The following is a 25,602-nucleotide window of genomic DNA, read 5'->3' as shown; positions in this document are numbered from 1 at the left end:
TTGAAAGGATAGAATTCCCGCAAAAGCTTTAAATTTTATAGGAATTTGGTAATTATCGCTTTGCATGGTAGAGCAGGATCACCGCCAGAACTCCAAAAACCACATTGGGAAACCAAACTGCGATTAAAGGTGAAAAGGTAGATTGCTCTGCCATAGTTCCAAAGACCTTATCAAAGAAAATAAAGATAAATGCCAGGGTGATACCAACAGCAAGATTCACTCCCATACCACCTCTTCTTTTAAATGAAGCTACCGCCACTGCGATAATGGTAAGTATGAAAGCAGAAATTGGAATACTCCATCTCTTATAAGCTACTACAAGATAACGATTAATATTCCCTGAACCACGCCGCCTTTCCTTTTCAATAAAGTCGTTTAACTCGGTATAATTTAAAGTTTCGGCTATGTATGATTCCGGAGTAAGCTCATCAAATTCAAAAGGAAGGATAGTGTCCAGGGTACGCATGGTTAGAAGGCTATCCCTCTCATTTAGTACTATTCTTTTGTTTACACGGGTTAACTGGTAGGTACTATCCTCTTCATTGTATCGCAGATTGGAGGCACTGATCTTGAATTTCAGTTCATTTCCTTCAAAATGCTCCAGGGTGAAATTTCTGGCCGATTTCGATTTTGGCTGGAAATGGCTGGCATAAATATATTCGTTGTCATTTACCTGCCTGTAAACATCATTGGTTTCCTGTGTTTGAGCTCCCCGCTTCAGATACTGGTATTTGAATTCATTAAATCCCTTACTGGCCTGAGGTGCCAGGTACATCGCTAAAATTAGCGCACCTATACAAACGATGGTAGCTCCAACCAGGTAAGGCCTTAAGAAGCGATAAAAAGAAACTCCACTACTTAAAAAGGCGACGATCTCCGTATTCATAGCCAGTTTGGAAGTGAACCAGATCACTGAAAGAAAAAGGAAAATAGGAAATAAGAGATTGGCAAAATAAACGGTAAAATCTACATAATAATAAACCACCTCGATAAACGGAACTTCGTTCTCCAGGATCTTATCTATCTTTTCAGCAAGGTTCACGGTAATTCCAATAGGAATAAAAAGAACCAGCATCATAATGAAGGTTCCCAAATATCGCTTGAGTATGTACCAGTCAAGAATCTTCAATTCTCCAGATTAAAGTCGTTTATCCATTTGTTTTACCATTTTGTTCTTCCATGAGGTAAAATCTCCGGCTAAGATATGCTTTCTCGCCTCTCTTACCAACCACAGGTAGAATCCCAGGTTATGGATACTGGCAATTTGCCTGCCTAGCATTTCATTTACTGAAAACAAATGTCTCACATATGCCTTTGAATATTGCGAATCCACAAAACTTATTCCTTCTTCATCTATCGGAGAAAAATCGGCTTCCCACTTCTTGTTCTTGATATTGATGGTTCCGTGAGAGGTGAACAACATTCCATTCCTTCCATTCCGGGTAGGCATTACGCAATCGAACATATCTATTCCTAACGCTATATTTTCGAGAATATTGATTGGCGTTCCAACACCCATAAGGTAACGCGGTTTATCTTCAGGAAGAATTTCGGTAACCACCTCGGTCATAGCGTACATTTCTTCAGCCGGTTCACCAACCGACAATCCGCCAATCGCATTTCCTTCAGCTCCTGCATTAGCAATATATTCAGCACTCTGTCTTCTTAAATCTTTATAAGTACTTCCCTGAACAATTGGAAAAAGGGTTTGCTTATAATCATAAATTTCGGGAGTCTTTTCCAAGTGATTAATACACCTGTCCAGCCAGCGATGCGTCATATGCATGGAACGCTTAGCATAATTATAATCACAGGGATAAGGAGTACACTCGTCAAAAGCCATTATGATATCCGCGCCAATCGCTCGCTGTATCTCCATGACATTTTCGGGGGTAAAAGTGTGATACGAACCATCAATATGTGACTTGAATTTCACCCCCTCTTCCTTGATTTTTCTTCTTTCTGAAAGTGAGTAGACCTGGTAGCCTCCACTATCGGTAAGTATATTACGGTCCCAATTCATAAATTTATGAAGACCACCTGCTTTTTTAAGAATATCGGTCTGAGGCCTTAAGTATAGATGATAGGTGTTCCCTAAAATTATATCAGGATTTATATCATTTTTAAGCTCGCGCTGATGCACTCCCTTAACCGATCCAACCGTGCCAACCGGCATAAAAATAGGAGTCTCTATTTCTCCATGATCGGTAGTTATAGTTCCCGCTCGGGCTTTACTACCGGGGTCGGTAGTTATATGTTCAAATTTCATAGTTCAATTTAATCGGTGCAAAGATACTCAACTAAAACTCAAATGGAAGTCATAATATAAGGAAGCCTTGTTAGTATTTTACCTAAAAAGTTAATAACTGATGTATTCTTACTTTGTCAAAGCTTTTAAAAGAGTTATTTTTGGCCTTTTAAAAAACAACACAATTTAAAATGCCAGACATCAACGAATTACAAGATTTTGCTACCCAGGTTCGCAGGGATATTTTAAGGCAGGTTCATAAGGTGAATTCCGGTCACCCGGGAGGATCTTTAGGCTGTACCGAATTTTTCACAGCTCTCTATAAAGTTGTTATGGACCATAACACCGATTTTACAATGGACGGAAAAAATGAAGACCTTTTCTTCCTTTCTAACGGACATATTTCACCAGTATATTATAGCGTTCTTGCCCGTACCGGATATTTCCCTGTAGATGAACTCAATACTTTCAGGCTTATAGATTCGCGTCTTCAGGGGCACCCAACCACTCATGAAGGTTTACCAGGTGTAAGGATCGCTTCAGGTTCTTTAGGACAGGGAATGAGTGTTGCAATTGGTGCGGCCCAGGCTAAAAAACTGAACAATGATAAGCACATTGTTTATTCTCTTCACGGTGATGGCGAACTTCAGGAAGGCCAGAACTGGGAAGCGATCATGTATGCTGCGGGTAATAACGTAGACAATCTGATCTCTACAATAGACCTTAACGGGCAACAGATAGACGGAAGCACAGAAACCGTTTTGCCTATGGGTAATCTGAGAGCAAAATTCGAAGCATTTGGCTGGGATGTTATGGAAATTGAAGACGGAAATGATCTGCAACAGGTCATCGACGGATTGAAAGAAGCTAAATCCCGTACCGGAAAAGGCAGACCGGTATGTGTTCTTATGCATACGGTTATGGGTCACGGAGTAGACTTTATGATGCACACCCACGCGTGGCATGGAAAGGCACCAAACGATGAGCAGTTAGAAAATGCCCTATCACAAAACCCGGAAACCATCGGAGACTACTAATCTCTTCAATTTCTCACTTCAAATTAAAAACACAATGAAAGAATATAAGAATTCAGGAAGTAAAGACACAAGATCAGGATTTGGAGAAGGTCTTACTGAATTAGGAAGAACTAACCCTAATGTTGTTGCCTTATGCGCAGACCTTGTAGGCTCCCTGAAAATGGATAATTTTATAAAAGAAAACCCTGAACGATTTTTCCAGGTTGGAATCGCCGAAGCTAACATGATGGGAATAGCTGCCGGTCTTACCATTGGAGGAAAAATTCCATTCACAGGAACTTTCGCTAATTTTTCTACCGGGAGGGTATATGACCAGATACGCCAGAGCATTGCATATTCCGGTAAAAATGTAAAAATATGCGCATCTCACTCAGGAGTTACTCTTGGGGAAGATGGTGCTACTCACCAGATCCTGGAAGACATTGGCCTTATGAAGATGTTACCGGGAATGACGGTTATCAACACCTGTGACTTCAATCAGACCAAAGCCGCAACTCTTGCAATTGCAGAACATGACGGACCTGTATACCTAAGATTCGGAAGGCCAAAAGTTGCTAACTTCACTCCTGAAGATCAGAAGTTTGAAATTGGAAAAGCAGTTCAGCTTTATGAAGGAAGCGATGTTACAATTATCGCTACAGGTCATTTGGTTTGGGAAGCTATCCAGGCAGCCGTAGAGCTTAATGAAAAAGGCATAAGTGCTGAAGTGATAAACATTCACACCATCAAGCCTCTTGATGAAGAAGCCATTATAAAATCTGTAAAGAAAACAGGATGTGTGGTAACAGCCGAAGAGCATAATTTCCTTGGCGGATTGGGAGAAAGCGTTGCCAGAACACTGGCTGAAAACTTCCCTGCGCCTCAGGAATTTGTAGCTACTCAGGATACTTTTGGTGAAAGTGGAACTCCTGCACAGTTGATGGATAAATATGGTTTAAATGCCGCTGCCATCGTAAAGGCTACAGAAAAAGTTCTAAAAAGAAAATAAGAACTCTATTACTTATATTTAAAGGCCTTTCAGCTTTATTGCTGAAAGGCTATTTTTTTGTTAAACAGAAATAAGTAAAAAATATCAACGTTATATTAGCCTAACAATAAAACAGAACAATATGAAAAAGTTAATGTTGATAGCCCTTATTTTTACTGGCTTTAGCATGTCTGCTCAAACTGCAGAGTTTGGTATAAAAGGAGGCTTAAATTATGGAGCTACGGGTGAATATGAATCATTTAGTGATGTTTCCGGAGATTTTACTTCCTCATTCGAGGACGGGGAAAACAAAACCGGTTTCCATGCCGGGCTTTTTGCGCAATTCGAAATAGTCGGAATCTTTCTCCAGCCAGAACTGATGTATACTGAATTGAACACCGAATATTCAGATTTTGATTATAAACTAAGCAAAATCGATGCCCCTGTACTTTTAGGAATTAACGTGCTAGGACCTTTGAACATCAAGGCTGGCCCATCCTTTCAATATGTTCTGAAAAACGAGATTGAAGATGCGGGTTATGAAATTGAAGACGTTGAGAGGGATATCACAGTAGGCTATCAGCTTGGAGCCGGTATAGACCTCGGAAGATTAGGATTTGACCTTAGACATGAAGGTTCGTTTCAGGACAACTTTGCCCAGGGAGGAGAAATTGCTACAGATTCAGGATTTAAAATCGATTCCAGACCTTCACAGTGGATATTAAGTTTATCTTATAGTCTATAAAAAATATTTTATTATTAAAAAAAGCCCGGGGATGCCGGGCTTTTTTTAATTTATAAATGTTGTTCTAGTCTTAATTTGCAACCTGACTTATGAATTTAATTCTATAGAGACGCAATTCTTCATCATCATATTCCCCATCAAATTCCTCCATAGCCTCATCAATCTTATCAGTCTCTGCTTCCAGAAAATACTCATGTATCTCTTCCTGCTGATCTTCATCAAGAATATCATCCAGCCAGTAATCAATATTCAACTTGGTTCCGCTATAAACAATAGCTTCCATTTCTTTAATAAATTCGGTCATTTCCATACCCTTGGCAGAAGCGATATCTGGAAGCGGCAATTTTCTATCAATATTTTGAATAATGTAAAGTTTTAAAGAACTGTTAGCTCCAGTTGATTTTACCACAAAATCATCAGGTCTTGAAATATCATTATCCTCTACATACCTCGAAATAAGCTCGACAAATTCCTTTCCGTATTTCTTCGCCTTTCCTTCTCCCACTCCATGAATATTACCGAGTTCATCAAGTGTAATAGGATATTTAAGAGCCATATCTTCAAGCGAAGGATCCTGAAAGATCACGAATGGAGGAAGGTCTTTTTTCTTAGCTACCTTCTTACGAAGCTCTTTAAGCATTTTCACTAATTGAGCATCTACGGAAGCTCCTCCTCTATTAGCAGTAACCGCTTCTTCAGTAGAAGCATCATAAATGTGATCTTCGGTCATCATAAAGGAAACCGGGTTTCTCAGAAAATCCCGTCCTTTTTTAGTAAGCTTCAACACTCCGTATGTTTCTATATCCTTTCGAAGATATCCTGCCACCAAGGCCTGCCGGGACAAAGCCATCCAGTAATTACTGTCCTTATGACTACCTTTCCCGAACAATGGATGCTCATCAGTTTTATGAGAAAGGATCACTGCATTGGATTTGCCAATTAAAGTCTTAACGATCTCCTTGGACTTATATAACTCATTGGTTTCATCAACTGTTCTCAGGAGCAATTCCAGATCATCCTTAGCTTCATGCTGCTTTTTGGGATTGCTTACATTATCGTCCATACTTGCTCCTTCACCGGTATCAGAATCGAATTCTTCCCCGAAATAATGAAGGATGAATTTTCTCCTTGAAACCGAAGTTTCAGCGTAAGCAACGACTTCCTGCAAAAGTGCATGGCCAATTTCCTGCTCGGCAACAGGCTTTCCGCTCATGAATTTCTCAAGCTTCTCAATATCTTTATATGAGTAGAACGCGAGACAATGACCTTCTCCCCCGTCCCTTCCGGCGCGACCTGTCTCCTGGTAATAACTTTCAATGCTCTTGGGTATATCATGATGTATCACAAAACGAACATCAGGTTTGTCGATTCCCATCCCGAAGGCAATTGTAGCCACAACAACGTCTATATCTTCCATAAGGAACATATCCTGATGTTTAGACCTGGTCTTGGCATCCAGCCCCGCATGATAAGGCACGGCTTTTATACCATTCACCTGAAGGGTTTGCGCTAACTCTTCAACCTTCTTCCTGCTAAGGCAATAAATGATCCCCGATTTCCCTTCGTTCTGCTTTACAAAACGAATGATATCAGCATCCACATTCTTTGTCTTGGGCCTTACCTCATAATATAGATTTGGCCTGTTAAAACTGGCTTTAAAGGTTTTAGCATCGGTTATCCCAAGGTTCTTGAGAATATCTTCCTGCACTTTAGGAGTAGCCGTAGCCGTTAAACCAATAACCGGGATATTGTCGCCTATTCTTTTCAGAATATGCCTCAGGTTTCTGTATTCAGGCCTGAAATCATGGCCCCACTCACTTATACAGTGAGCTTCATCCACGGCTAGAAAGGAAATCTTCTGATTCCTGAGAAAATCTACATAATCCTCCTTGGTAAGAGATTCCGGTGCAACATAAAGGAGCTTGGTGATGCCATTCCTGATATCACTTTTCACCTGATTAACTTCCGTTTTATTAAGAGAGGAATTGAGAACATGAGCTACGCCATGCTCTGAAGATATGCCACGGATGGCATCTACCTGATTCTTCATTAATGCGATAAGGGGCGACACTACAATAGCAGTACCGTCTGATATAAGTGCAGGGAGCTGGTAACATAGTGATTTACCTCCGCCAGTTGGCATTACCACAAACGTGTCATTTCCTTTCACGATGCTGGTAATTACTTCTTCCTGAAGCCCCTTAAACTGACTAAATCCAAAGTACCTCTTCAGTTCTTTGTGTAAATCAATTTCGGTCAAACCCATTCAATTGTGTTACAATTTTACATACATTTGCATTAACTAAATATACATATTTCTTTAGTACCTGCAATTCATAATTTAATCAAATTTGAAACTTAGAGATCAAATCATTTCTACTGCAAAAGAAACAATTTCCAACGAAGCAGAAGCAATTGCGAACCTCGAAAATTTCATCGATGAACAATTCACCAAAGCGGTTGAGATCATATATCGTTCCAAAGGTCGTGTTGTGGTCACCGGAATTGGAAAAAGCGCTATTATAGCCAATAAAATTGTTGCTACTCTTAACTCAACGGGGACCCCTTCCATTTTTATGCATGCTGCAGATGCCATACATGGTGATCTGGGGATCGTGCAAAAGGATGATGTGGTAATTTGCATCTCTAAAAGCGGTAACAGTCCGGAAATTAAAGTTCTCGTACCTCTCATAAAAAATTTTCATAATACCCTTATAGCCTTGACCGCCAATAAGGAGTCTTTCCTCGGAAAAGAAGCAGATTATATTCTGAATTGTCATGTGGACAAAGAAGCCTGTCCTAATAATCTCGCACCAACCACAAGCACTACGGCACAAATGGTTATGGGAGATGCACTCGCGATCTGTCTTTTAAACCTGAAAGGTTTTAGCAGCAAGGATTTTGCAAAATATCATCCCGGAGGTTCGTTAGGAAAAAAACTCTATTTAAGAGTAAGCGATATTACCTCACAAAACATGATACCAAAAGTAAACCCGGATACCGATATTGCCAATGCGATCATCGAGATCTCTGAAAAAATGCTGGGAGTTACCGCTGTTTTGGAAAATGATAAAATCGTTGGTATCATTACAGACGGAGATATTCGTAGAATGCTGAAGGATCATTCTGAGATCAAAGGTTTAAAAGCCAGGGATATCATGAGTGAAAATCCTAAAACCATAGACCACAATGAACTTGCTGTTGAAGCACTTGAGGTTTTGGAAAAAAATAAAATATCCCAGCTGCTGGCGGTAAAAAATGGAAAATACACAGGTGTGGTTCACTTGCACAATTTAATTAGAGAAGGAATTTTATAATGGAAAAGATAGCCCCGCAGGAAGATCCGGCTAATGAAATGTCATTTTTAGATCATCTTGAAGAACTGAGATGGCATTTAATAAGGGCTACACTTGCAGTGGTAATTGCGGGTGGAATTGCATTTATTCTGAAAGGTTTCATCTTTGATGTGTTGCTTTTTGGGCCGGCTAATGGTGATTTTTTTTCCTATAAGGTATTATGCAGGTTATCAGGAATTTTTGGAATTGATGGTGGTTTTTGTGACCAGGAAATGCCTTTCAGGATTCAGAGTAGAACGATGGGTGGACAGTTTTCGGCACATGTATGGACCTCGATAACAGCGGGTTTCATTATCGCTTTCCCATATGTAATTTATGAATTCTGGAAATTTGTAGCTCCCGCAATGCATACAAATGAGAGGAAGTATGCAAAAGGCTTCATTTTTATCACTTCGTTATTATTTTTCCTTGGAGTATTATTCGGGTATTATGTAGTTACACCTTTATCCATTAATTTCCTTGGTAAGTATCAGGTAAGTGAAACAGTTTTTAATGATTTCGATCTGAGCAGTTACATTAGTCTTGTAAGAGCATCTGTTCTGGCCAGCGGACTTATTTTTGAGTTGCCAATCGTTATTTATTTCCTTACAAAAGTAGGCCTGGTTACTCCGGATTTTCTGAAGAAATACAGAAAATATGCACTGGTTATCGTCTTGATACTTTCAGCTATCATCACCCCTCCAGATATAGTGAGCCAGATTATTGTTGCTATTCCGGTATTGATACTATATGAAGTGAGTATTATCATTTCGAAGATCATGTATAGAAAAGAAGAAGAAAAATTAAAAAAATAAGCTATGATAGATAAGGTAGATGAGTTCAATTCGTATCGTGCGAAGATGAACGACAAGATATTATCTGAAAACAACAAAGTACTAAAACGTATATTTAATCTTGACACTAATGCTTTTACCGAGGGGGGAGCTCTTGACAAAAAGACAAAGGAATTATTGGGATTGGTAGCTTCCCTTGTACTGCGTTGCGATGATTGTGTAAAGTACCATTTGGAATCCAGTCATAAAGAAGGAACTAAACGTGAGGAGATCATGGAAACCCTCAGCATTGGAACCCTTATTGGAGGGACCATTGTAATTCCTCATTTAAGAAGAGCCTTTGAATACTGGGAGGCATTAGAGGACTCTAAGTCTTAACTAAATATACCCTAATTTTTTTCTGAATTTTTTAGAACCCAATTCTATACCCTTTCTATGAAGAAAGGGTATATTTTTTCGATTCACAGGATTAAATTTTGATGTCGCATTTTGACTATCCCAGATATGCTTACCACCTGTTTCTTCTTTATGAAAAGAAGTATTTATAACTGAAATCTCATTAATACGAGTAATGAATCCTTCTACACCCATGTTTGAATTGAATATCTGAATTAGTCTTTTCAATGTTTCCTTATCCCTTTTTACAAGGTCTTCATATCTAATTACAAAAAAACCTTCAAGATCACCTGGAATTGTTTTTATAAAATGACGGCTATAATTCCAACTGTAGTAATATGAGTAAAGCCCGCTCCAAAACCCAATTTTCTTTAGAGCTGCTTTAAATCCTTTCTCATTGTAAAACCTCATCCCTTTAAAAATGGAGATTAAAGTATCCCTCGGATCTCTGAACATCAGAAAATGAATATCATCAGGAAATGATTTTTTCTGAAAACTTACACCCTGATGATTTGTATCTTTAATAAGTAAATAAGATGCTGTATAGTCCTTTAAAATTCGTTCCCGTGCATTCTTAACAAAAATAGAATCTAAAAAATCCTTGACGCTTCCTTTAATAAAATGTTGTTGCTGTAATTTATGATAAGACTCTAAAAAGAGAGATAATCTAGTCTCTGCCTGGTTATGAGGTATTATTTCTGCATCCGAAACAATTTTTAAAACCTGAGCTACAAAATTATGCCCTGTTCGGGGAGAATATGAATTTAAAAAGATTATTTTCATTTAAGCTTATAATTCTATCTTTGGGTTTTCCAATTACCGCTGAAAATACAATTATAGAATTTATTATTGACACTGGAATGAAATTACGCGCCGAGAAACTTGTAAAAACGTATAAAGGAAGAGATGTTGTTAAGGGTATTTCACTCGAGGTGAATCAGGGTGAAATTGTAGGATTATTAGGTCCTAACGGAGCCGGTAAAACCACTTCTTTTTATATGATCGTCGGCCTTATAAAACCCAATAGCGGGGATATCATCTTGGATAAAGTGAATATCACCAAATATCCTATGTATAAGAGGGCGCAGAACGGAATTGGATACCTGGCTCAGGAGGCATCGGTTTTTAGGAAACTCAGTATAGAAGAAAATATTATGAGCGTCCTGGAACTCACAAAACTTTCTAAAAAAGAAAGAACCATGAAAATGGAATCGCTTATAGACGAGTTCGGCCTGAACCATATCCGGAAAAACAGAGGAGACCTCTTAAGTGGTGGTGAACGAAGAAGAACTGAGATAGCCCGAGCCCTGGCAACTGATCCTAATTTTATTCTCCTTGACGAGCCTTTTGCTGGAGTAGATCCGGTCGCCGTAGAGGATATTCAGCGAATAGTAGCTCAACTTAAGAATAAGAATATCGGCATTCTTATTACAGACCATAACGTTCAGGAAACCCTGGCTATTACAGACAGAACTTACCTAATGTTCGAAGGAAGTATTCTAAAGCATGGAATCCCTGAAGAACTTGCAGAGGATGAAATGGTAAGAAAAGTTTACCTTGGACAGAACTTTGAATTAAGGAAGAAAAAGTTATTTAATTAAATACAATTTCTCTAGGTCAGAAATCAGGATTAGATATGAAATTCATCTTTTCAAATAAAAAACTGGATCCTGAACTGGCTAAAGATTTTAATAATCTTCATTCCCTTAGGCAAAATTCATTCGACATTCTTATCAATGATAAGAACACCATCACTGAAACCGAAAATGAATTTTCTATTACGAATGGTTATCTTAAAGATTTCAGTCTGCAAATTGAAACCGAGCAAAAGATATCTGCCGCTCAACATGTTCTAAAAAACTGGCCGGTATGTGATAACATCACCGGAAGCTTTTCCAGTATTATTTTTGATAAGAAAAATTCTGAGATTGTAATTGCCACAGATCCTGCAAATATTTATCCCTTATATTATTTAAAAGAGGGAGAAGATTTTTTCATTTCGAACAGTCTTATATTACTGGGTAGGTATTCAAATACCGAATTTGATAAGGCTGGTATTTTTCAGAGAGCAGTTGGTCCTAGTTTTATGAATATTGGCTCAAGAACTATTCTAAAAAACTGTAAAAGCCTGCTTCCCGGTGAGTGGGTTAGATTTGATTCTAAAGGCAAATTACTTCTTAAGAAATTTGATAATTCTCTTTACCAGAATATTGGCTCCGCCGAGTTAAAAGAAAATCAAATTAAAACATACTGGTCTCATTATAAAAAAGAAGTAGAGCTTTGTACTGCTGGCAGTAAAGATGTGAGTATTGCACTTAGTGGAGGAATCGATAGTAGAATTGCATTAGGCGCAATCCCTGAAGGTAAAAGGATATCTGCTTATACATATGGGGAATCCTCAAATTATGAGAGTAAGATCGCAAAAAAATTGGCAGCAACCCGGCACGCTTCCCATTCTGTTTTCTTTGACCCTGGACAGTATTTCCCAGAAAAAGAAACACTGGTTACTTACACCAAAGACACGGAATCGGTTAAATTGAATTCATGGCTTGAGATTTTAAAGAATGTTCAACCTTCCTCCAAGCACCCTATTCTATTAGGAGAGTTATGTGAAGGGCTACCCGCCAGAAATATAACGAAGTTTAACAGTACTGAATTCAGGAAGAAAAATTTTATTAAATATTATATCAGAAAGGAAAGAATACCCCTGACCCCTTCTAATCCTTCATCTTTTGAAAACTGGAAGAAAACCAAAAAAGATTTTATCCTGTCCTGGCATGTGGATTTTTGGTTCGAAAAACTGGACCTGATAGATCAAAAGAAAGAGATCATTAGAGCCACTTTATTTAATACTGAAGAAATCTTTGATAGAATAGAAGAGCATAATCTTCCTTACACTGAATTATATGATGAATTATTCTCATGGTATACTTTCACCAGAATGGAATTGTCCCGCCAGGTAAATATTTGCAATGAGAAATTTTATGCCTATAGTCCGGGAATGTCCATACAAATGCTAAAAAGAACCAGTAATATTCATCCTAATCTTAGACTATACTATCGCTTCGCCAATAAACTTTTAAAAGAAACTCCGGAGCTAAAAAAATTTAAAAACATTCCGACCAGTCAGATCCCAATCATTCCTCAAACATGGTCGAATATATTTAAAATTCCTGTATGGGGATTAAGGTCTAAAATAGATGACTGGCTCATCAAGAGAATGATGAAATCGAAAGATATTCAGAAAAGATACAGGCTTTTTAAATCAATTAACTGGGCAAAAGTATATCAACAAAAGGATATGCTAGATAATCTTAAAGCTTACTATGAATACAATAATCTTTCAAAAGCATATTTTGAAACCTTCTTCAATCTGGCAAAAAAAAGAAAGACATTAAAAAGCTGGCCTTTCGCAAACATGGATATCATTAGTGGCGCTACCTTAAATACTGAATTAGGACTAATTAAGAAATACAAAGATTAAGTATTTGCTCGCTGTGTAAAAAGTGATAAGCCCACATAAAGCAATATAATCACTGGTATTGCTATAAACTTCAGAAATACTATCAGTAGTATACAACTAAGAATAAAGAAGTATCTAAGCTTATTCTCCTTAAAACCCCAGTCACTGAATTTTAGAGCAAAAAGAGGTAATTCAGCATTAAGAAGAAAACAACTCAAAACGGTAAGAATTAATAGAAACCATTCATTTAGTAAAAGTCCGGAGATGAACGGCCCCGGCTGATAGGTCAAAATTAGTGGTAAACTAAGAATTAAAAGTGCATTTGCAGGCGTAGGGAGGCCTATAAAGGAATCTGTTTGGCGATCATCCACATTGAATTTAGCCAGCCTGTATGCCGAAGCAAGAACAATTAGTAGTCCTAAAAGAGCAAAAGGTTTCAGTTGAAAGTCGAATACCGATGAATTCCAGTCAGTTCCAAGTCCTCCGTCTGCCGGTAAGGCTTTGGTAAGTAACTGATACATGACAATTCCCGGAACAACGCCACTGGTCACAACATCTGCCAGGGAATCCAGTTGTAATCCTACTTCACTTTTAACATCAAGTAGTCTGGCGGCCAGTCCATCAAAAAAATCAAAGAAAATACCTGCTGCCACAAAGATTGCAGCCAGCACTAAATTACCCTTTACCGCAAATATCACGGCAAGACTTCCGCTAAACAGATTCAAAAGAGTGATAAGATTAGGAATATGCCTTTTAATTCCCATAGATCGATTTTATTTAGAATTTACTAAACTACTATTTTGAAATGAAAAAGCTCTAAATATTTCTTTAATGTCTTTTGATAATTGATAATTGATAATTGATAATTGATAATTGATAATTGATAATTGATAATTGATAATTGATAATTGATAATTGATAATTGATAATTGATAATTGATAATTGATAAGGAAGTTTGCTATTTTTGATAAGACCCAAAATTTATGAGGAATTTTTTCTACGCTTTACTAAGTGGAGTTTTGTTGGCGATCGCCTGGCCAACCTATGGTTTTCCCCTATTCATTTTTATTGCTTTCGTGCCTTTACTATTGGTAGAATTTCATATAAGGAATTTTTCTAAAAACTGGAATAAATCCAAGGTTTTTGGTTTGGCATATTTAAGCTTTTTTATCTGGAATCTCATCACAACCTACTGGATCTACTTCTCTACACCTTTTGGGGGCGCTTTTGCGATTCTCGTGAATTCTCTATTAATGTCCCTGATCTTTCTATTATATCATGTTGTAGCAAAAAGAACCGGTTTCAGCGCTGCAGCTGCATTTCTGGTAAGTATCTGGATGGTATTTGAAAAAATACATCTCAGCTGGGACTTTTCATGGCCCTGGTTGAACTTGGGAAATGTTTTTTCAGAATATATAAGCTGGGTACAATGGTATGAATTTACTGGAACCTTTGGTGGAACTTTATGGATAATGCTGGTCAACATAGCCGTTTTCAAAGCCATTCTGCAATACCGTGAATTCAAAGAAAAAAGTATTATATACAGGTCGGCATTAAAAGTCTTTCTACTATTAAGTATTCCAATCACAGTCTCGTTGTTAATGTACTATAATCATGAAGAGCCTGAAGATGATATAAATGTTGTCATTCTTCAACCTAATATCAATCCCTACACTGAAAAATATAACACCACCGATGAACGAATAGGAAAGCTTTTAATGAACCTGAGTCAGGAATCGGTGAATGATTCTACAGACCTCGTTCTGGCTCCTGAAACTGTTTTTGCGGATGGAACCAGACTGAACAATCTGGAAAATTCTGAAGCTGTTTTTTATGGAAATCAGATAAGTCGAAAGAGTTCCAATCTTAGTTTTTTAGGAGGACTTAGTCTTTATGAAAGATTCAGTGATCCCGAAAAGGTAAGAAAACAAACCAACCAGATAGGTCCTGCAGACTGGTATGATGATTATAATTCTGCATTTCTGGTAAAATCATCGGTAGATAGCACCCAGCTATATCATAAATCAAAATTAGTGGTAGGAGTAGAAAATTTTCCTTATCAGAATATTTTAAAGCCCATTCTGGGAAATATCATGATAGATCTGGGTGGGACGGTGGCTATGAAAACAACCCAGGAAGATCGCGAAGTTCTTTGGTTAGATGATAGCACTGGTACTGCTCCAATAATTTGCTATGAATCTGTTTACGGCGAATATGTCACCGAATATGTTCAGAACGAAGCGAATTTTTTATGTATCATTACTAATGATGCCTGGTGGGGAAACACACAGGGCCATAAACAACATTTAAGTTATGCAAAGCTTAGGGCTGTTGAAAGTAGGCGATATGTAGCCAGAAGCGCCAATACGGGCATCTCTGCAATCATTAACTCACGGGGAGATATCGTTAAAAGTCTTGGATATGAGAAAAGAGGTACAATAAAGGGCAAGGTAGGGGTAGCTTCCGGAAAGACCTTCTATGTGAATTATGGAGATTATATTGCGAGAATCGCTCAATTTCTGGCCTTATTTATTTTCCTTTTTTCTATTATCAAATTTAGAAGGAAACGCCCGGCTTGATCAAATGATTATGCCTTATTAAAAATTTTGAATGTTGAATGTTAAATGAGTTTTCTTATCTGCTCCGAAGATTGCCGGACCTAGTTTCTGACGAAGGCCTATTTCCGCATTCATATCATAGCGCGCTTCGACAAGCTCAGCGCAGCAGGAATATTAAAAACTAGCAGACTCCAGAAGCTACATACCTGCTAAGATCAGGCTTAAAGCTTAGTGCTTATAGCTTTCTTCTCCTGAGTCCTTCACTAGTCATCTCGAACGAATTGAAGGATCTAAATAAACTGCCAATTGAAAACTGCAAACTAAAATCACTGTCCCCTAAAGAAAATTACTGTACTCAGTGTTTTGAGAAGGATACTAAGATCAAGGAATATTCCCCTATGCTTTATATAATAAAGATCATATTGCAGTTTCTCAAGGCTGTCGTCGTGGCAATCCCCATAATTAGCCATCACCTGTGCCCACCCAGTCAATCCCGGCTTTACAATATGCCTGGTTTCGTAAAAAGGTATAAGTTCAGATAACTCTTTTACAAAAACCGGCCTTTCAGGTCGGGGTCCAATCAGACTCATATCACCTTTAAGAACATTATAGAATTGTGGGATTTCATCAATTCTTGATCTTCTTAAAAACCTGCCAAATTTAGTTACACGATAATCATTCTTTTGAGCATACTGAGGACCAGCCTTTTCAGCATCATGTATCATGGTTCTCATTTTAACAATATTGAAGATCTTTCCATTCTTACCTACCCGTTCCTGCGTATAAAAGAGTTTACCTCTATTCCCTAAAAGATTTCCTATTATTACAAAAGGCAGGATAAACAGGCAGAAAAGAAGTCCGAAGAATGACACCAAAATATCGAATATCCTGAAAACAAAAAGATAGAACTTATTCTGATTACTTCTGCTAAAAGGAAAATATTTATAAAAATCCTTATCTACATTTTGTACCGGTATCCTCCTGGTAATTTCTTCATATACCTGCGTATAATCCCTTATAGGAAAACCTTTCTTAAGAAGCTCACTTAATTCGTTGTATAATGGAAGCATCAGGCCTTTCTGATAGGCACTGGCCACAACAATTTCATTAATATGATATTCTTTTATAGCTCCTTGCAACTCATCTACTTCAAAACGTATAAGGTTCTCCTTTTTAAATTCAGTTTTTAATTTATTATCTGTATTTACATAACCCGCCACCACATAATTAGGGTCTGACTTCTGAAGGGCTTCGGCTATGAGTTTGATGTCAAATGAATCTCCCACTACCAAGACTCTTTTATAAAACCTGGGAGAAGATATAAGGTTTATATATAAAAAACGCCACATAAGAAGCGCTCCTGCTATTGAAAGAAAGAAAAAGAGTATTTGCAAGCGGTTTGCCGGAAGACTTGGAGTAAAAAATGGTGTTAGAATATAAAAAAGAACAGTAAGACTGGAAGTAAGAAGCACATTCTTAATCACACTATCAAATCGATCGGCTTTATGTAGATCATACAGTTCAAAAACACTGGCAAAGAGATTAAGATAAATCAGAAAAACCAGTGTCCAGTTCCAGTAATCGGTATTTATTTTAAAATAATCGAATTCAAATACCACCCCCACAACTGCAAGTGTAAGAAGCACGGCTAACATATCAAACAAACGCAATAGGATCTTACGTTCTGAGATCTCGAAATGAAAGAGGGGTTTTTGAGACATGGTTAAATTGCATTCCGGACTAGGCGCTAAATATATAATTTTTAGCTTAGCAATTCTAACCAGAGAGGCTTTACATTTGACCAGTCATATTCTTCCACTTCCCTACGCGCGTTACAGCTTAGAGTTTCAGCCAATTGGGGATCCTGTATTAGATCACTAATCGCTATAGCCATTTCTTTAGGATTTTCTGGCTCCACCAAAATTCCGTTCTTTTTATCATCTATCATATAGGGAATACCTCCTACGTTAGTAGAAACCACTGGCAATCCTAAAGCCATAGACTCCAGTAAACTAATGGGAGTATTATCCACAGAGGTAGTATTTATAAACACGTCGAAGTCATTTGACAAATGGATCCATTCTTTTTTACTCAGTTTTCCTTTAAATTCGACTGATAAATTCTTCTTTTTCGCCATTGCTCTGGACTTTTCCAGACTACCATCCTTCTCAGGTCCCACCATGCAAAGTTTAACAAGGGGATGATTTTTTTGTAATTCCTCGATTACCTCTAAAGCCATTTCCGGGTTATAGACTTCATCGAACGCCCTTACCCACAAAATTTTTGGGTCTAAATGAGATCTCGCTTTAAAAGGATAAATTTTAAGATCTATCCAATTAGGAATAAGATGTATGTTGTTAAAATTAAATGTATTCAATTTTTCCAGAAGGTATTTGGAGGGTACAACATTTGCAAAAGCAGTCTTAAAAACATCCAGGATCCATTCAGATACCTGAGAGAAACGCTGATCCAAGTTTCCTCCATGAAGAATAAATATATAATGGACGCCAAGAATACGGCAAAGCATTCCACAAGTAACAGCATACCAGAAATTTGAAGTACTATAGGTGTCTATTACTACCACATCTACTGTCCTAGCTCTGAAAAGTACCATCCAGATCATATGAAAGAGACGCAAGGCTTTATTTTTTAATGAAGAGGCCGTCATAACCTTATAACCTTCCTGCGACAGATAATCTGGAAGAATATCAGCACTGGTTGGGGATAGTCCATGTTTTGAAAGTTTATTACCTATATAAAGGATTCTTTTCATGAAGCCAGTACCTTGTTCCACTGTTCTTTAACAAGACTCCAGTCGAAAAGCTCTACTTTTTCCCTTGCATTTTCACATATTCTTTTTGCCTCAACCGGATTATCGATTAGCTCAATTATTTTTAAGGCCATAGTTCTTTCATCATCTTCAGGTACGAGGATTCCATCATGGCCATTCTGGATCAGTACCGGCATCCCCCCTACATTGGTACTCACCACCGCCAGGCCAAGGCTCATGGCTTCAATAACACTTATGGGAGTATTATCTACTGAGGTGGTATTGATGAAAAAGTCATAATTGGAAGCAAGCTGTGCCCAGTGTTTCTTTTTGAGTTTTCCCGTAAACCTCACGTCAAGATCAAATTTTTTTGCAAGCTTTTTACAGGTAGCCATGCTGCCATCCTTCTCCGGTCCTACCATACATAAACTGGCTTCAGGATATTTCTTTTTGATCATCTGCAGGACCTTTAAGGCCATCAAAGGATTATATCTTTTCTGAAAACGTCTTACCCATAAAAATTTCGGTCGAAATGCTGATCGTTCCTTAAAAGGATAGTTTTCAGTATTAATAGAATTAGGGATTATTTGAAGATTGTCAAAACCATAGGACTTAAAACTGTCATACAAAAATTTTGAGGGTGCGATATTTATTTTAGCATTTCCGAAAAGGCTTGCACTTAGTTTTCTTGAGCCATCTAAACGCTCAGGCAGATTCCCACCATGAAGAATGGGTATATATTCCATATTAAGTATCTGGCAGGCTTTACCTACAAAATATGCATAATAGAAATTCATCGCTCCATAAGTATCTATCAGAACAATATCGGTAGAGTCTTTATAACGAATAATCATAGAGAGCATTTCTCCCAGGCGGAGAGCTTTATTATTCCGGGTGGAAGCAGTCCTTACTTTATACCCCTCCTTTTTCAGCATCTTACTAAAAAATGAAATATAAGTCGCCGTAAAACTATTGACCTGCAAGTCGTTTCCTATGTACAGTATTCTTTTTCTCATCTACAATATACAATAACGCTAGTCCGTACACGAACGCCGGCAGGGCAATACGCATAGCCGAATGATTGATGGTCATAAACCAGAAGGTAACAAAGGCAAGAAAAAAGTAATTATTCTTGAATTTAAACCAGAAAACCATCGGGACAAATATAAGAATACAAAGGGCAAAAATACCCAGAATCCCATGTTCAGAAAGTAGCCGGCTTATCTCATTATGGGTATTAATTCCAATTCCCAGATGTTCCTGCCTGTATTCTCGACCTTTACCAACTCCTATTCCAATGACGGGGTTACGGTAAAAAGCCGTCAATTCGGTCTCTATTAGTTCTACTCTCCCCGTTGTAATATCCTCTTTTAGTTCACCCGCAGCATTTTTGTTGGCATAGCGATTGCCTATTAGACCGCCAGTTTCGATTGATGAAAAAAACCAAACAATTGTAAAAACTAGTATCATGCCTAGAATACGAAAATTGGTGCCTTCCATACGTTTTGCATCCTGCTTATAGTAGAAGAATATAAGAAAAGCAATTATACAAAGTATAGCGGTAAGAACCCCTCCTCTCGAAAAGGTTATCACTGCCCTGTACCCCATTAGGATCAATAAGCTTATATCTATTAGATTAATTTTCAGATTCCGGATTGTGAAAAGCCGTGTACATATCAGGAAGCAACCCAAACCAAGTACCGTCGATATCTGGTTAGGACCAAAACCACCTGTTGCCGCGTAATTCCCGGCTAAACTAATTTTCACCTCATCCATACTCGGAGTATACAAATAAAGATATACTGTCTGAGCTATCAGAGGCATGAGTAACATTAATATTACTCTCTGAAAATCCTCTTTTTTAATCTTTTTGTAATAACAATACAGAGCCGATATTCCAAGGCAAACGGGGCCGGTTATATTAAATGCTACTAGCTTTCTAAAATCTGAATCATAACTAATCGTCATTGAGGCTACAATAACACCGGGAAAAAGGATTAGAAGATAAATCCAGTAAGGAATTGTTTTGGAGCTTGCTCCTTTAAAAAACATTCCGATTAGCAGAAAGATCATTACAGCATATTTGCCGGTCTCATAGAAAATTACCGCACCAGTTTGCCTAAAAAATACTTCTCCCCCTGCAATATATGCCGCAGCCATTAAGGCTTCATTCCCCCTGTTTTTTCGATCCAGGATCACAAAAACAAAAGAAGCCATAATACCTAAGAGAATTATCTTAGCTAGTGAAGGAAATAAATAAATAACAAAACCATACCCAAAATGCAATAGCAGCATTCTAATATAAAACTGGTTATTTATTTGATCACTACTTAACATAATTTTTCACAAAACCTCTCATAAATTGGTAAAACCGCTTCATAGGAATAATGATTCCTTATCTTTTCTTTTAAATATTTGGTTTCGATACAATATAATGAAGGGTCTTTTATAAATTTTAAAATAGCTTCCCTCATGGCTCTAACATCACCTGGTGGGATCAAAATGCCATTATTTCCCACTATTCTTCGGCACTCACCCACATCAGTACAAACAACACTTAAACCCGCCAAACCGTACTCGAGTAATGTCAATGGTAAACCTTCAGATCGTGAACTTAAAACTCCAAGATTCATATTTTCCAAAAAAGAAAAACTATCCTTAACTTCCCCGTGATACACCAAATAAGATCTTTTTTTAAATTCCCTCTTTATCATTTTAGAGTATTCATCTCTAAAGTCCTTTCCTATTATATGTAGGACTATTGAATGTTTCTTTGAAATAATATCACAGGCCTTCATCAATGTCAAATGATCCTTCTGGATCCTTAAATTAGCTAAACATACTATATTAAAAGCTTCATTATCTATATGAATTTTATTTTTTTCTCTTTCATTTGGATAAATGAAGTTATTTATGAAAGTTATATTTTCACACCTTAGATTATCCATTGCCCATTTTTCCAGCCTTTTATTCACAGATATAATACCATCAAAAAATTGCGAGAAGCACTTTAAATATTGGGTTGGGCGCTTTTCAAGATATTCACTGTTCCCATAATGATCATGCCAAATAACCTTAAAATCTTTTCTGATGATTTTACATAAAATTGCATAGAACCATGAACTCCCATGTGCATGTACAACCTCAATATTATTCAACGAAATATATTTTCTCAATTTTAATAAAGACTGAATATCAAACACGCTTTTTTTATTAAGAAGTAAATATGATACTCCTGGATTCAACAGAGCCTTGAATGAACCCTCCTCCCTTGTACAGATCAAATGAGAATCATGCCCTTTATCATAAAGAGCATTAGCATAATTTACCGCCATCCTTTCAGCTCCACCGGGATGCAGTGTATCTATAAGCTGAAGTATCTTCATATTAATTTCTTAATTTCCTTATCAAAAACCTCCAGTGTATATTTTTGTGACCATTCCTGGCCCTTCTTCGACATAACATTTAATTTTTGTAAAGAATGCAAATAAGTCTCAATTTCCAAGGCTGCCTTATCAACAGTCGGCTCAACTAATATACCTCTCTCTCCCTTTCCTAACATCCATTCCACACAGGAAATATTCGTTGAAATTGGTATACATCCATAAAACATACCCTCCGCCAAAGTCTTAGGCCAACCTTCACTCCTGGAAAGCAGGATCACAAAATGGGCGTTCCTAAGGGCTTTTTTTATAACATCAGGTTTTTGATTTCCATAAAGCTTAATTTTATCCTGTAATCCATATTCATTTATATATTCTATAATATCTGAACTTTTATCTCCTTTACCATATACATCCAGTGAGATATTAAATCCTCTATTTATTAGTTCCTGAATCACTTTTACAGCCAGAAGAGGTCTTTTGCCTTCTGCCAATGTTCCCGTAAAGACATATTTGTAAGGAGGCGAAAAGTCTTTAGAGAAACTCTTTATTTCCTTATTACTGTAACTTGCAGTAAAGAAAGGTACAATATTCCTACTGCTATAATTCCATTCTCCATAAACCAATACCTTTATATTCCTACTGAAAAAAGGACTGTTCAGTATTTTCCTTTGAAGATTATATGTCCATGGCTGACTACTATTTGGATCCCAATTACCTGCATATTTTGCCGTTTTATTTTTACCGGGAAAAAATATCTGGATTATACAAGCGAGTAAGCCTATGTTTCCGGGACAACGAATATGTATATGATCAGCTGCCCTCATTTCCCTGAAAATTGTAATTATGGCTGGAATCATCATTACCAGACTTCGAATAACACCTAAAAAACTTTTAAAATAAAGAGAAGGTACTTCTACAAGGTTCAAGTTAGAGTGTTTGTAAGGAGAATCGATTGAGTCCAGTTCCGAGTCTTCTAACGGCCCTATAATTCTTACCTCGCTGGCTTTTGAAATCCACAAATTCATTTCCCTGATATATGGAGCATACGCGAAGACTTTTTGAGTCTTTTTTTTATGAACAACGTGAGTAAAGACCGAAAATCGCATGATCTACTTTTTTTTCTCCATGAACATGGTCAATTGCATGCAACTATACAGACGCTCATCCGAAATTCTCGATTTTTCCCAGTCTTCTTTTAACCATTTCCTACCTATTTCAATTCTTTTTTTCTCTCCGATAGGTAATAGATTAAGTAAGAAAAACCATTTAGATTTTCCTAAAATCCCATGCCTTTCCAGGATATTAAAAGAATTTTCAAATTTCCTGATAGTTTTTTTATCAAATGGCCATTCCCAATCCCGGTCAGACTGGAATGGTCTATATAAAGATCTTGCAAGTCTTACCGGTAAACTGGTTTTAGTAGGGTCATAATTTATTATCCTGCCTTTATCACTAAGCTTTTCGTTAAGCCTTTTAATAAGGCCGTCCACATCTTTAAAATGATGTAATACGGCATACGCATAGATTAGATCAAAATCATTTTCTTTAAATTCCTCCGCAAGAAAATCCACGGCATACGCATTTGCTGATGGGATATGCTTTAATCTCCTATTAAACTGTTGCACTGCATTATCACTTAGGTCTATCGCTACATATTCAGCCGCATTCTCGGCAAGGTACATACTTAAAGAGTTCCCGATAAAGCAACCAAGGTCCAGAACTTTCTTCCCTTTAAGATCTCCTATCCACTCGGCATGTTGATTTATAATTATTCCTTCAATTCCCACTGATTTTCGAAAATTCGTCAGGATTCCGTTTCTGAGTGAAAACCAAAGCTTTGTTGCAAAGTTCTTTTTAAAACTTTGATAAAATTCCTTTTGACGTTTGTTTACTTCCTTTTGATCTTTCAACTGAATTTTAGTTAGAAGATTTTATACTGCATTAGAGGGTTTATCCCATTCATAAATAATTTTCTGGATAAAGATGCCGAATATTTATCTAATTCATTTGGTATACATGCCCAATTAACAAGAGAACCTTTTTCAAAAGAAGCCAAATCAATCCTTTTTAAAGAATACTTGTCAATTAAATAGCACTGGTAATTATTTTCTTGGATAAAAGAAAATACATCATTAACTGCATAGCCAGATCTCTTATGAATTAATTCAGGATTTACTTCGAGAATTACAAAAGGTCTGAATTTATTAATTATTCCGGATCCTCCTTTTAGCACATTTAATTCAAAGCCTTCTACATCTATAATAATACTTGAACATGCTTTTATTCCGATTAACTGTTCATCTAATTTAACTATTCTAGTCTTATAAGTGCTTGCCTTTTTATTATTACTCATAAATCCAACCCCTGAATTCTCAGGTGGAGAAGGCTCAAAATATGCAAAACCTGATTTCTCTGCAACAAGAGTTTTATATACAAACAGATTATTAAGATTATTTTTTTTCTTTATAACCTCAAGGCATTCAAAATTAACAGGATCGGGTTCAAATGCGTAAACATTGTCCTTATTCAAATTGGCATATGAAATTGTTTCTGTTCCTATATTAGCTCCTACTTCTATAATGGAACCCTCTTTAATTTCCAGCATCCTTTTAATTAAAACAATATTTCTCCATTCAAAATAACCGTGAAAATAAAACTGTTCTGCTATAAAATCCCGGGTATTATTCGATAAAGTCCCTCCAGTTATAGATCTCTTAGAAAAAGAAATCGCTCTTCTTTGCACCTCACTATTTGGCATCAACCTATTTTGAACCCTATGTGCCAGTAAAGGTGGTAGGAACTGGCAGAAGAATCTTATTATTGACAGCTTAAGCATTCAGTCTCCTGGTTAGATTATTAACAACATTACTCAACTCATAATTCTCCAAAAAATGTTGATGAGCATTTTGTGCCATCTCATTTCTTTTTTGTTTATCACTAAATATTTGACAAATGCAGTGACTCAGTTCTAATGAATTTCCTGTTTCAAACAAATAACCATCTTCACCATTTCGAATTATTTCAGCTATCCCCGTTGTATTAGACCCGATGACAGGTGTGGAAACGGCAAAGCTTTCAATTACCACATAACAAAAGGCCTCAAAAAAAGATGGAACTACACATACATAAGCTTCTGCAAGAGCTCTTAGTACATTCTCTCTTGAAGCAAATCCCTTGAATGCCAGATTTCCTTCAACACCTAGTTTCCGAGCCATATTTTTATAAGCCAGTATCTCTTCACTTCCCGGATTTCCCCCAAAAATTAGAACTTCTGTGTCCGGATAGTTCGAAATCACCCTGGGTAATGCTTCAAGTAAAACTTTTAAGCCCTTAACCGGGTGCAACCTGCCGGCATATACAATTTTATGATTATTCACTTTGCATTTCGTTAATAAAGATGGAATATGCACAGCGTTAGGGAATACTTCAATACGATCTTCTGGAACACCATAGTGCTTTATTAAATCGCTTTTGGCAGCCATGGAATTTGTTATCATTAATGTCGATAATCTATAGATTAAACTCTTTCGGATATTTAAGATTTTTTTCTCCTGAGAATGAGCTGAAGAATGAGTATGATACCATGCGATGCGATTTTTAACCCTTAATAGATAACCTGCCAGCAGGCAAAGGTTAACAGCTCCAAAGTTTGAAATTATAGTATCAGGTTTTTCTTTTCGGATAAGATCAGCAAGAAAAATAAAATCTTTCCACTTAGTTGGCCTACCGGATGGCCAATTCAATACGGTAATTTCAGGTCTGATTTCAAATGGATGGGGATGATCATCGTAACTTATTATAATAACCCTGGCATCACGAACAAGCTTATTGCTCAAGGTTATGAAAAATTCAGCAACCGAAGAGTTCTTAAGGCTAAAGCAAATAAAAAATGTTCTCATACC

The 25,602-nt window shown here is 37.1% G+C and carries 23 protein-coding genes; 9 read left to right on the top strand and 14 right to left on the bottom strand.

All coding sequences use genetic code 11. The features are described from left to right. Positions 1-52: 52 nt before the first annotated feature. Positions 53-1,129, bottom strand: coding sequence for an LptF/LptG family permease (locus tag NE848_RS07630; RefSeq protein WP_252112091.1), 1,077 nt, complete (start codon positions 1,127-1,129; stop codon positions 53-55). 9 nt (positions 1,130-1,138) lie between these two features. Then, positions 1,139-2,269 carry a tRNA guanosine(34) transglycosylase Tgt gene (gene tgt, locus NE848_RS07625; RefSeq protein WP_252112089.1) on the bottom strand — a complete coding sequence of 377 codons (1,131 nt, stop codon included), beginning with the start codon at positions 2,267-2,269 and terminating at the stop codon, positions 1,139-1,141. 170 nt (positions 2,270-2,439) lie between these two features. Between tgt and NE848_RS07620 the strand changes: the two genes are divergently transcribed. The 3 genes from NE848_RS07620 (at position 2,440) to NE848_RS07610 (ending at position 4,997) form a co-directional block, all read left to right on the top strand. Further along, positions 2,440-3,285 carry a transketolase gene (locus NE848_RS07620; RefSeq protein WP_252112087.1) on the top strand — a complete coding sequence of 282 codons (846 nt, stop codon included), beginning with the start codon at positions 2,440-2,442 and terminating at the stop codon, positions 3,283-3,285. Positions 3,286-3,319: 34 nt separating this feature from the next. Continuing rightward, positions 3,320-4,273, top strand: a complete 954-nt coding sequence (locus NE848_RS07615; protein ID WP_252112085.1) for a transketolase family protein — start codon at positions 3,320-3,322, stop codon at positions 4,271-4,273. A gap of 121 nt (positions 4,274-4,394) precedes the next feature. Further along, positions 4,395-4,997: an outer membrane beta-barrel protein gene (locus NE848_RS07610; protein WP_252112083.1), complete on the top strand. Its 603-nt coding sequence runs from the start codon at positions 4,395-4,397 to the stop codon at positions 4,995-4,997. Positions 4,998-5,067: 70 nt separating this feature from the next. On the opposite strand, the gene recQ is transcribed toward NE848_RS07610, so the two are convergent. Next, positions 5,068-7,263, bottom strand: a complete 2,196-nt coding sequence (gene recQ / locus NE848_RS07605) for a DNA helicase RecQ (RefSeq protein ID WP_252112081.1) — start codon at positions 7,261-7,263, stop codon at positions 5,068-5,070. An 85-nt stretch (positions 7,264-7,348) separates the two neighbouring features. Here recQ and NE848_RS07600 point away from each other — a divergent pair, with 85 nt between their 5' ends. From NE848_RS07600 to NE848_RS07590, 3 genes are read left to right on the top strand one after another with little or no spacing between them, the layout of a single operon-like run. Beyond that, positions 7,349-8,314 (top strand): KpsF/GutQ family sugar-phosphate isomerase, encoded by a 966-nt coding sequence (locus NE848_RS07600; RefSeq protein ID WP_252112078.1) that lies wholly within the window; start codon positions 7,349-7,351, stop codon positions 8,312-8,314. Next, positions 8,314-9,147: a twin-arginine translocase subunit TatC gene (tatC, locus tag NE848_RS07595; protein WP_252112076.1), complete on the top strand. Its 834-nt coding sequence runs from the start codon at positions 8,314-8,316 to the stop codon at positions 9,145-9,147. Before NE848_RS07600 ends, tatC begins: the two co-directional genes overlap by 1 nt. Positions 9,148-9,150: 3 nt before the next feature. Beyond that, entirely contained in the window at positions 9,151-9,504 is a 354-nt protein-coding gene (locus NE848_RS07590) for a carboxymuconolactone decarboxylase family protein (protein ID WP_252112074.1), read from the top strand. Here NE848_RS07590 and NE848_RS07585 read toward each other — a convergent pair whose 3' ends face one another. Further along, complete coding sequence (locus NE848_RS07585; protein ID WP_252112072.1) at positions 9,505-10,305, bottom strand: sulfotransferase; 801 nt, start codon at positions 10,303-10,305, stop codon at positions 9,505-9,507. It abuts the gene before it with no gap. A 77-nt stretch (positions 10,306-10,382) separates the two neighbouring features. On the opposite strand from NE848_RS07585, the gene lptB reads away from it, so the two are divergent. Continuing rightward, entirely contained in the window at positions 10,383-11,123 is a 741-nt protein-coding gene (gene lptB / locus NE848_RS07580; RefSeq protein WP_252112131.1) for an LPS export ABC transporter ATP-binding protein, read from the top strand. 35 nt (positions 11,124-11,158) lie between these two features. Then, entirely contained in the window at positions 11,159-13,006 is a 1,848-nt protein-coding gene (locus NE848_RS07575) for an asparagine synthetase B family protein (protein WP_252112070.1), read from the top strand. On the opposite strand, the gene NE848_RS07570 is transcribed toward NE848_RS07575, so the two are convergent. Continuing rightward, positions 13,003-13,749, bottom strand: a complete 747-nt coding sequence (locus NE848_RS07570; RefSeq protein ID WP_252112068.1) for a CDP-alcohol phosphatidyltransferase family protein — start codon at positions 13,747-13,749, stop codon at positions 13,003-13,005. The genes NE848_RS07575 and NE848_RS07570 overlap by 4 nt on opposite strands. A 220-nt stretch (positions 13,750-13,969) precedes the next feature. On the opposite strand from NE848_RS07570, the gene lnt reads away from it, so the two are divergent. Further along, entirely contained in the window at positions 13,970-15,565 is a 1,596-nt protein-coding gene (lnt, locus tag NE848_RS07565) for an apolipoprotein N-acyltransferase (protein WP_252112066.1), read from the top strand. Between the two features lie 305 nt (positions 15,566-15,870). On the opposite strand, the gene NE848_RS07560 is transcribed toward lnt, so the two are convergent. From NE848_RS07560 to NE848_RS07520, 9 genes are all read right to left on the bottom strand, one after another. Further along, the gene (locus tag NE848_RS07560) at positions 15,871-17,265 is read right to left on the bottom strand and encodes a sugar transferase (protein WP_252112064.1); all 1,395 of its coding nucleotides are present in this window, start codon (positions 17,263-17,265) and stop codon (positions 15,871-15,873) included. Positions 17,266-17,306: 41 nt separating this feature from the next. Next, positions 17,307-18,317, bottom strand: a complete 1,011-nt coding sequence (locus NE848_RS07555; RefSeq protein WP_252112062.1) for a glycosyltransferase family 4 protein — start codon at positions 18,315-18,317, stop codon at positions 17,307-17,309. Further along, on the bottom strand, positions 18,314-19,249 hold the full coding sequence (locus tag NE848_RS07550; protein WP_341482780.1) for a glycosyltransferase family 4 protein: 936 nt from the start codon (positions 19,247-19,249) through the stop codon (positions 18,314-18,316). Before NE848_RS07550 ends, NE848_RS07555 begins: the two co-directional genes overlap by 4 nt. A 34-nt stretch (positions 19,250-19,283) precedes the next feature. Beyond that, positions 19,284-20,651 carry an O-antigen ligase family protein gene (locus NE848_RS07545; RefSeq protein ID WP_252112058.1) on the bottom strand — a complete coding sequence of 456 codons (1,368 nt, stop codon included), beginning with the start codon at positions 20,649-20,651 and terminating at the stop codon, positions 19,284-19,286. Next, complete coding sequence (locus NE848_RS07540) at positions 20,645-21,700, bottom strand: glycosyltransferase (RefSeq protein ID WP_252112056.1); 1,056 nt, start codon at positions 21,698-21,700, stop codon at positions 20,645-20,647. The genes NE848_RS07545 and NE848_RS07540 overlap by 7 nt, the downstream gene beginning before the upstream one ends. Continuing rightward, on the bottom strand, positions 21,697-22,806 hold the full coding sequence (locus tag NE848_RS07535) for a glycosyltransferase family 4 protein (RefSeq protein ID WP_252112054.1): 1,110 nt from the start codon (positions 22,804-22,806) through the stop codon (positions 21,697-21,699). Before NE848_RS07535 ends, NE848_RS07540 begins: the two co-directional genes overlap by 4 nt. 3 nt (positions 22,807-22,809) lie before the next feature. After that, positions 22,810-23,610 (bottom strand): class I SAM-dependent methyltransferase, encoded by an 801-nt coding sequence (locus tag NE848_RS07530; protein ID WP_252112052.1) that lies wholly within the window; start codon positions 23,608-23,610, stop codon positions 22,810-22,812. Positions 23,611-23,621: 11 nt separating this feature from the next. Continuing rightward, on the bottom strand, positions 23,622-24,458 hold the full coding sequence (locus NE848_RS07525) for an FkbM family methyltransferase (protein WP_252112050.1): 837 nt from the start codon (positions 24,456-24,458) through the stop codon (positions 23,622-23,624). 70 nt (positions 24,459-24,528) lie between these two features. Then, on the bottom strand, positions 24,529-25,599 hold the full coding sequence (locus NE848_RS07520; protein WP_252112048.1) for a glycosyltransferase family 4 protein: 1,071 nt from the start codon (positions 25,597-25,599) through the stop codon (positions 24,529-24,531). Positions 25,600-25,602 lie beyond the last annotated feature (3 nt).

This window comes from Gramella jeungdoensis, assembly GCF_023805255.1.
In the GTDB taxonomy this organism is placed as follows: domain Bacteria; phylum Bacteroidota; class Bacteroidia; order Flavobacteriales; family Flavobacteriaceae; genus Christiangramia; species Christiangramia jeungdoensis.
This window is presented reverse-complemented; position numbering and strand designations above follow the sequence as displayed.

Bases quoted from the DNA above. Each gene is read 5' to 3' on its own strand.
- lptB (WP_252112131.1), top strand. From the start codon at position 10,383: ATGAAATTACGCGCCGAGAAACTTGTAAAAACGTATAAAGGAAGAGAT.
- tgt (WP_252112089.1), bottom strand. From the start codon at position 2,269: ATGAAATTTGAACATATAACTACCGACCCCGGTAGTAAAGCCCGAGCG.
- NE848_RS07570 (WP_252112068.1), bottom strand. From the start codon at position 13,749: ATGGGAATTAAAAGGCATATTCCTAATCTTATCACTCTTTTGAATCTG.
- NE848_RS07540 (WP_252112056.1), bottom strand. From the start codon at position 21,700: ATGAAGATACTTCAGCTTATAGATACACTGCATCCCGGTGGAGCTGAA.
- NE848_RS07615 (WP_252112085.1), top strand. From the start codon at position 3,320: ATGAAAGAATATAAGAATTCAGGAAGTAAAGACACAAGATCAGGATTT.
- NE848_RS07555 (WP_252112062.1), bottom strand. From the start codon at position 18,317: ATGAAAAGAATCCTTTATATAGGTAATAAACTTTCAAAACATGGACTA.
- lnt (WP_252112066.1), top strand. From the start codon at position 13,970: ATGAGGAATTTTTTCTACGCTTTACTAAGTGGAGTTTTGTTGGCGATC.
- NE848_RS07545 (WP_252112058.1), bottom strand. From the start codon at position 20,651: ATGTTAAGTAGTGATCAAATAAATAACCAGTTTTATATTAGAATGCTG.
- NE848_RS07525 (WP_252112050.1), bottom strand. From the start codon at position 24,458: ATGCCAAATAGTGAGGTGCAAAGAAGAGCGATTTCTTTTTCTAAGAGA.
- NE848_RS07590 (WP_252112074.1), top strand. From the start codon at position 9,151: ATGATAGATAAGGTAGATGAGTTCAATTCGTATCGTGCGAAGATGAAC.
- NE848_RS07535 (WP_252112054.1), bottom strand. From the start codon at position 22,806: ATGCGATTTTCGGTCTTTACTCACGTTGTTCATAAAAAAAAGACTCAA.
- NE848_RS07550 (WP_341482780.1), bottom strand. From the start codon at position 19,249: ATGCTGAAAAAGGAGGGGTATAAAGTAAGGACTGCTTCCACCCGGAAT.
- NE848_RS07560 (WP_252112064.1), bottom strand. From the start codon at position 17,265: ATGTCTCAAAAACCCCTCTTTCATTTCGAGATCTCAGAACGTAAGATC.
- recQ (WP_252112081.1), bottom strand. From the start codon at position 7,263: ATGGGTTTGACCGAAATTGATTTACACAAAGAACTGAAGAGGTACTTT.
- NE848_RS07585 (WP_252112072.1), bottom strand. From the start codon at position 10,305: ATGAAAATAATCTTTTTAAATTCATATTCTCCCCGAACAGGGCATAAT.
- NE848_RS07620 (WP_252112087.1), top strand. From the start codon at position 2,440: ATGCCAGACATCAACGAATTACAAGATTTTGCTACCCAGGTTCGCAGG.
- NE848_RS07575 (WP_252112070.1), top strand. From the start codon at position 11,159: ATGAAATTCATCTTTTCAAATAAAAAACTGGATCCTGAACTGGCTAAA.
- tatC (WP_252112076.1), top strand. From the start codon at position 8,314: ATGGAAAAGATAGCCCCGCAGGAAGATCCGGCTAATGAAATGTCATTT.
- NE848_RS07610 (WP_252112083.1), top strand. From the start codon at position 4,395: ATGAAAAAGTTAATGTTGATAGCCCTTATTTTTACTGGCTTTAGCATG.
- NE848_RS07520 (WP_252112048.1), bottom strand. From the start codon at position 25,599: ATGAGAACATTTTTTATTTGCTTTAGCCTTAAGAACTCTTCGGTTGCT.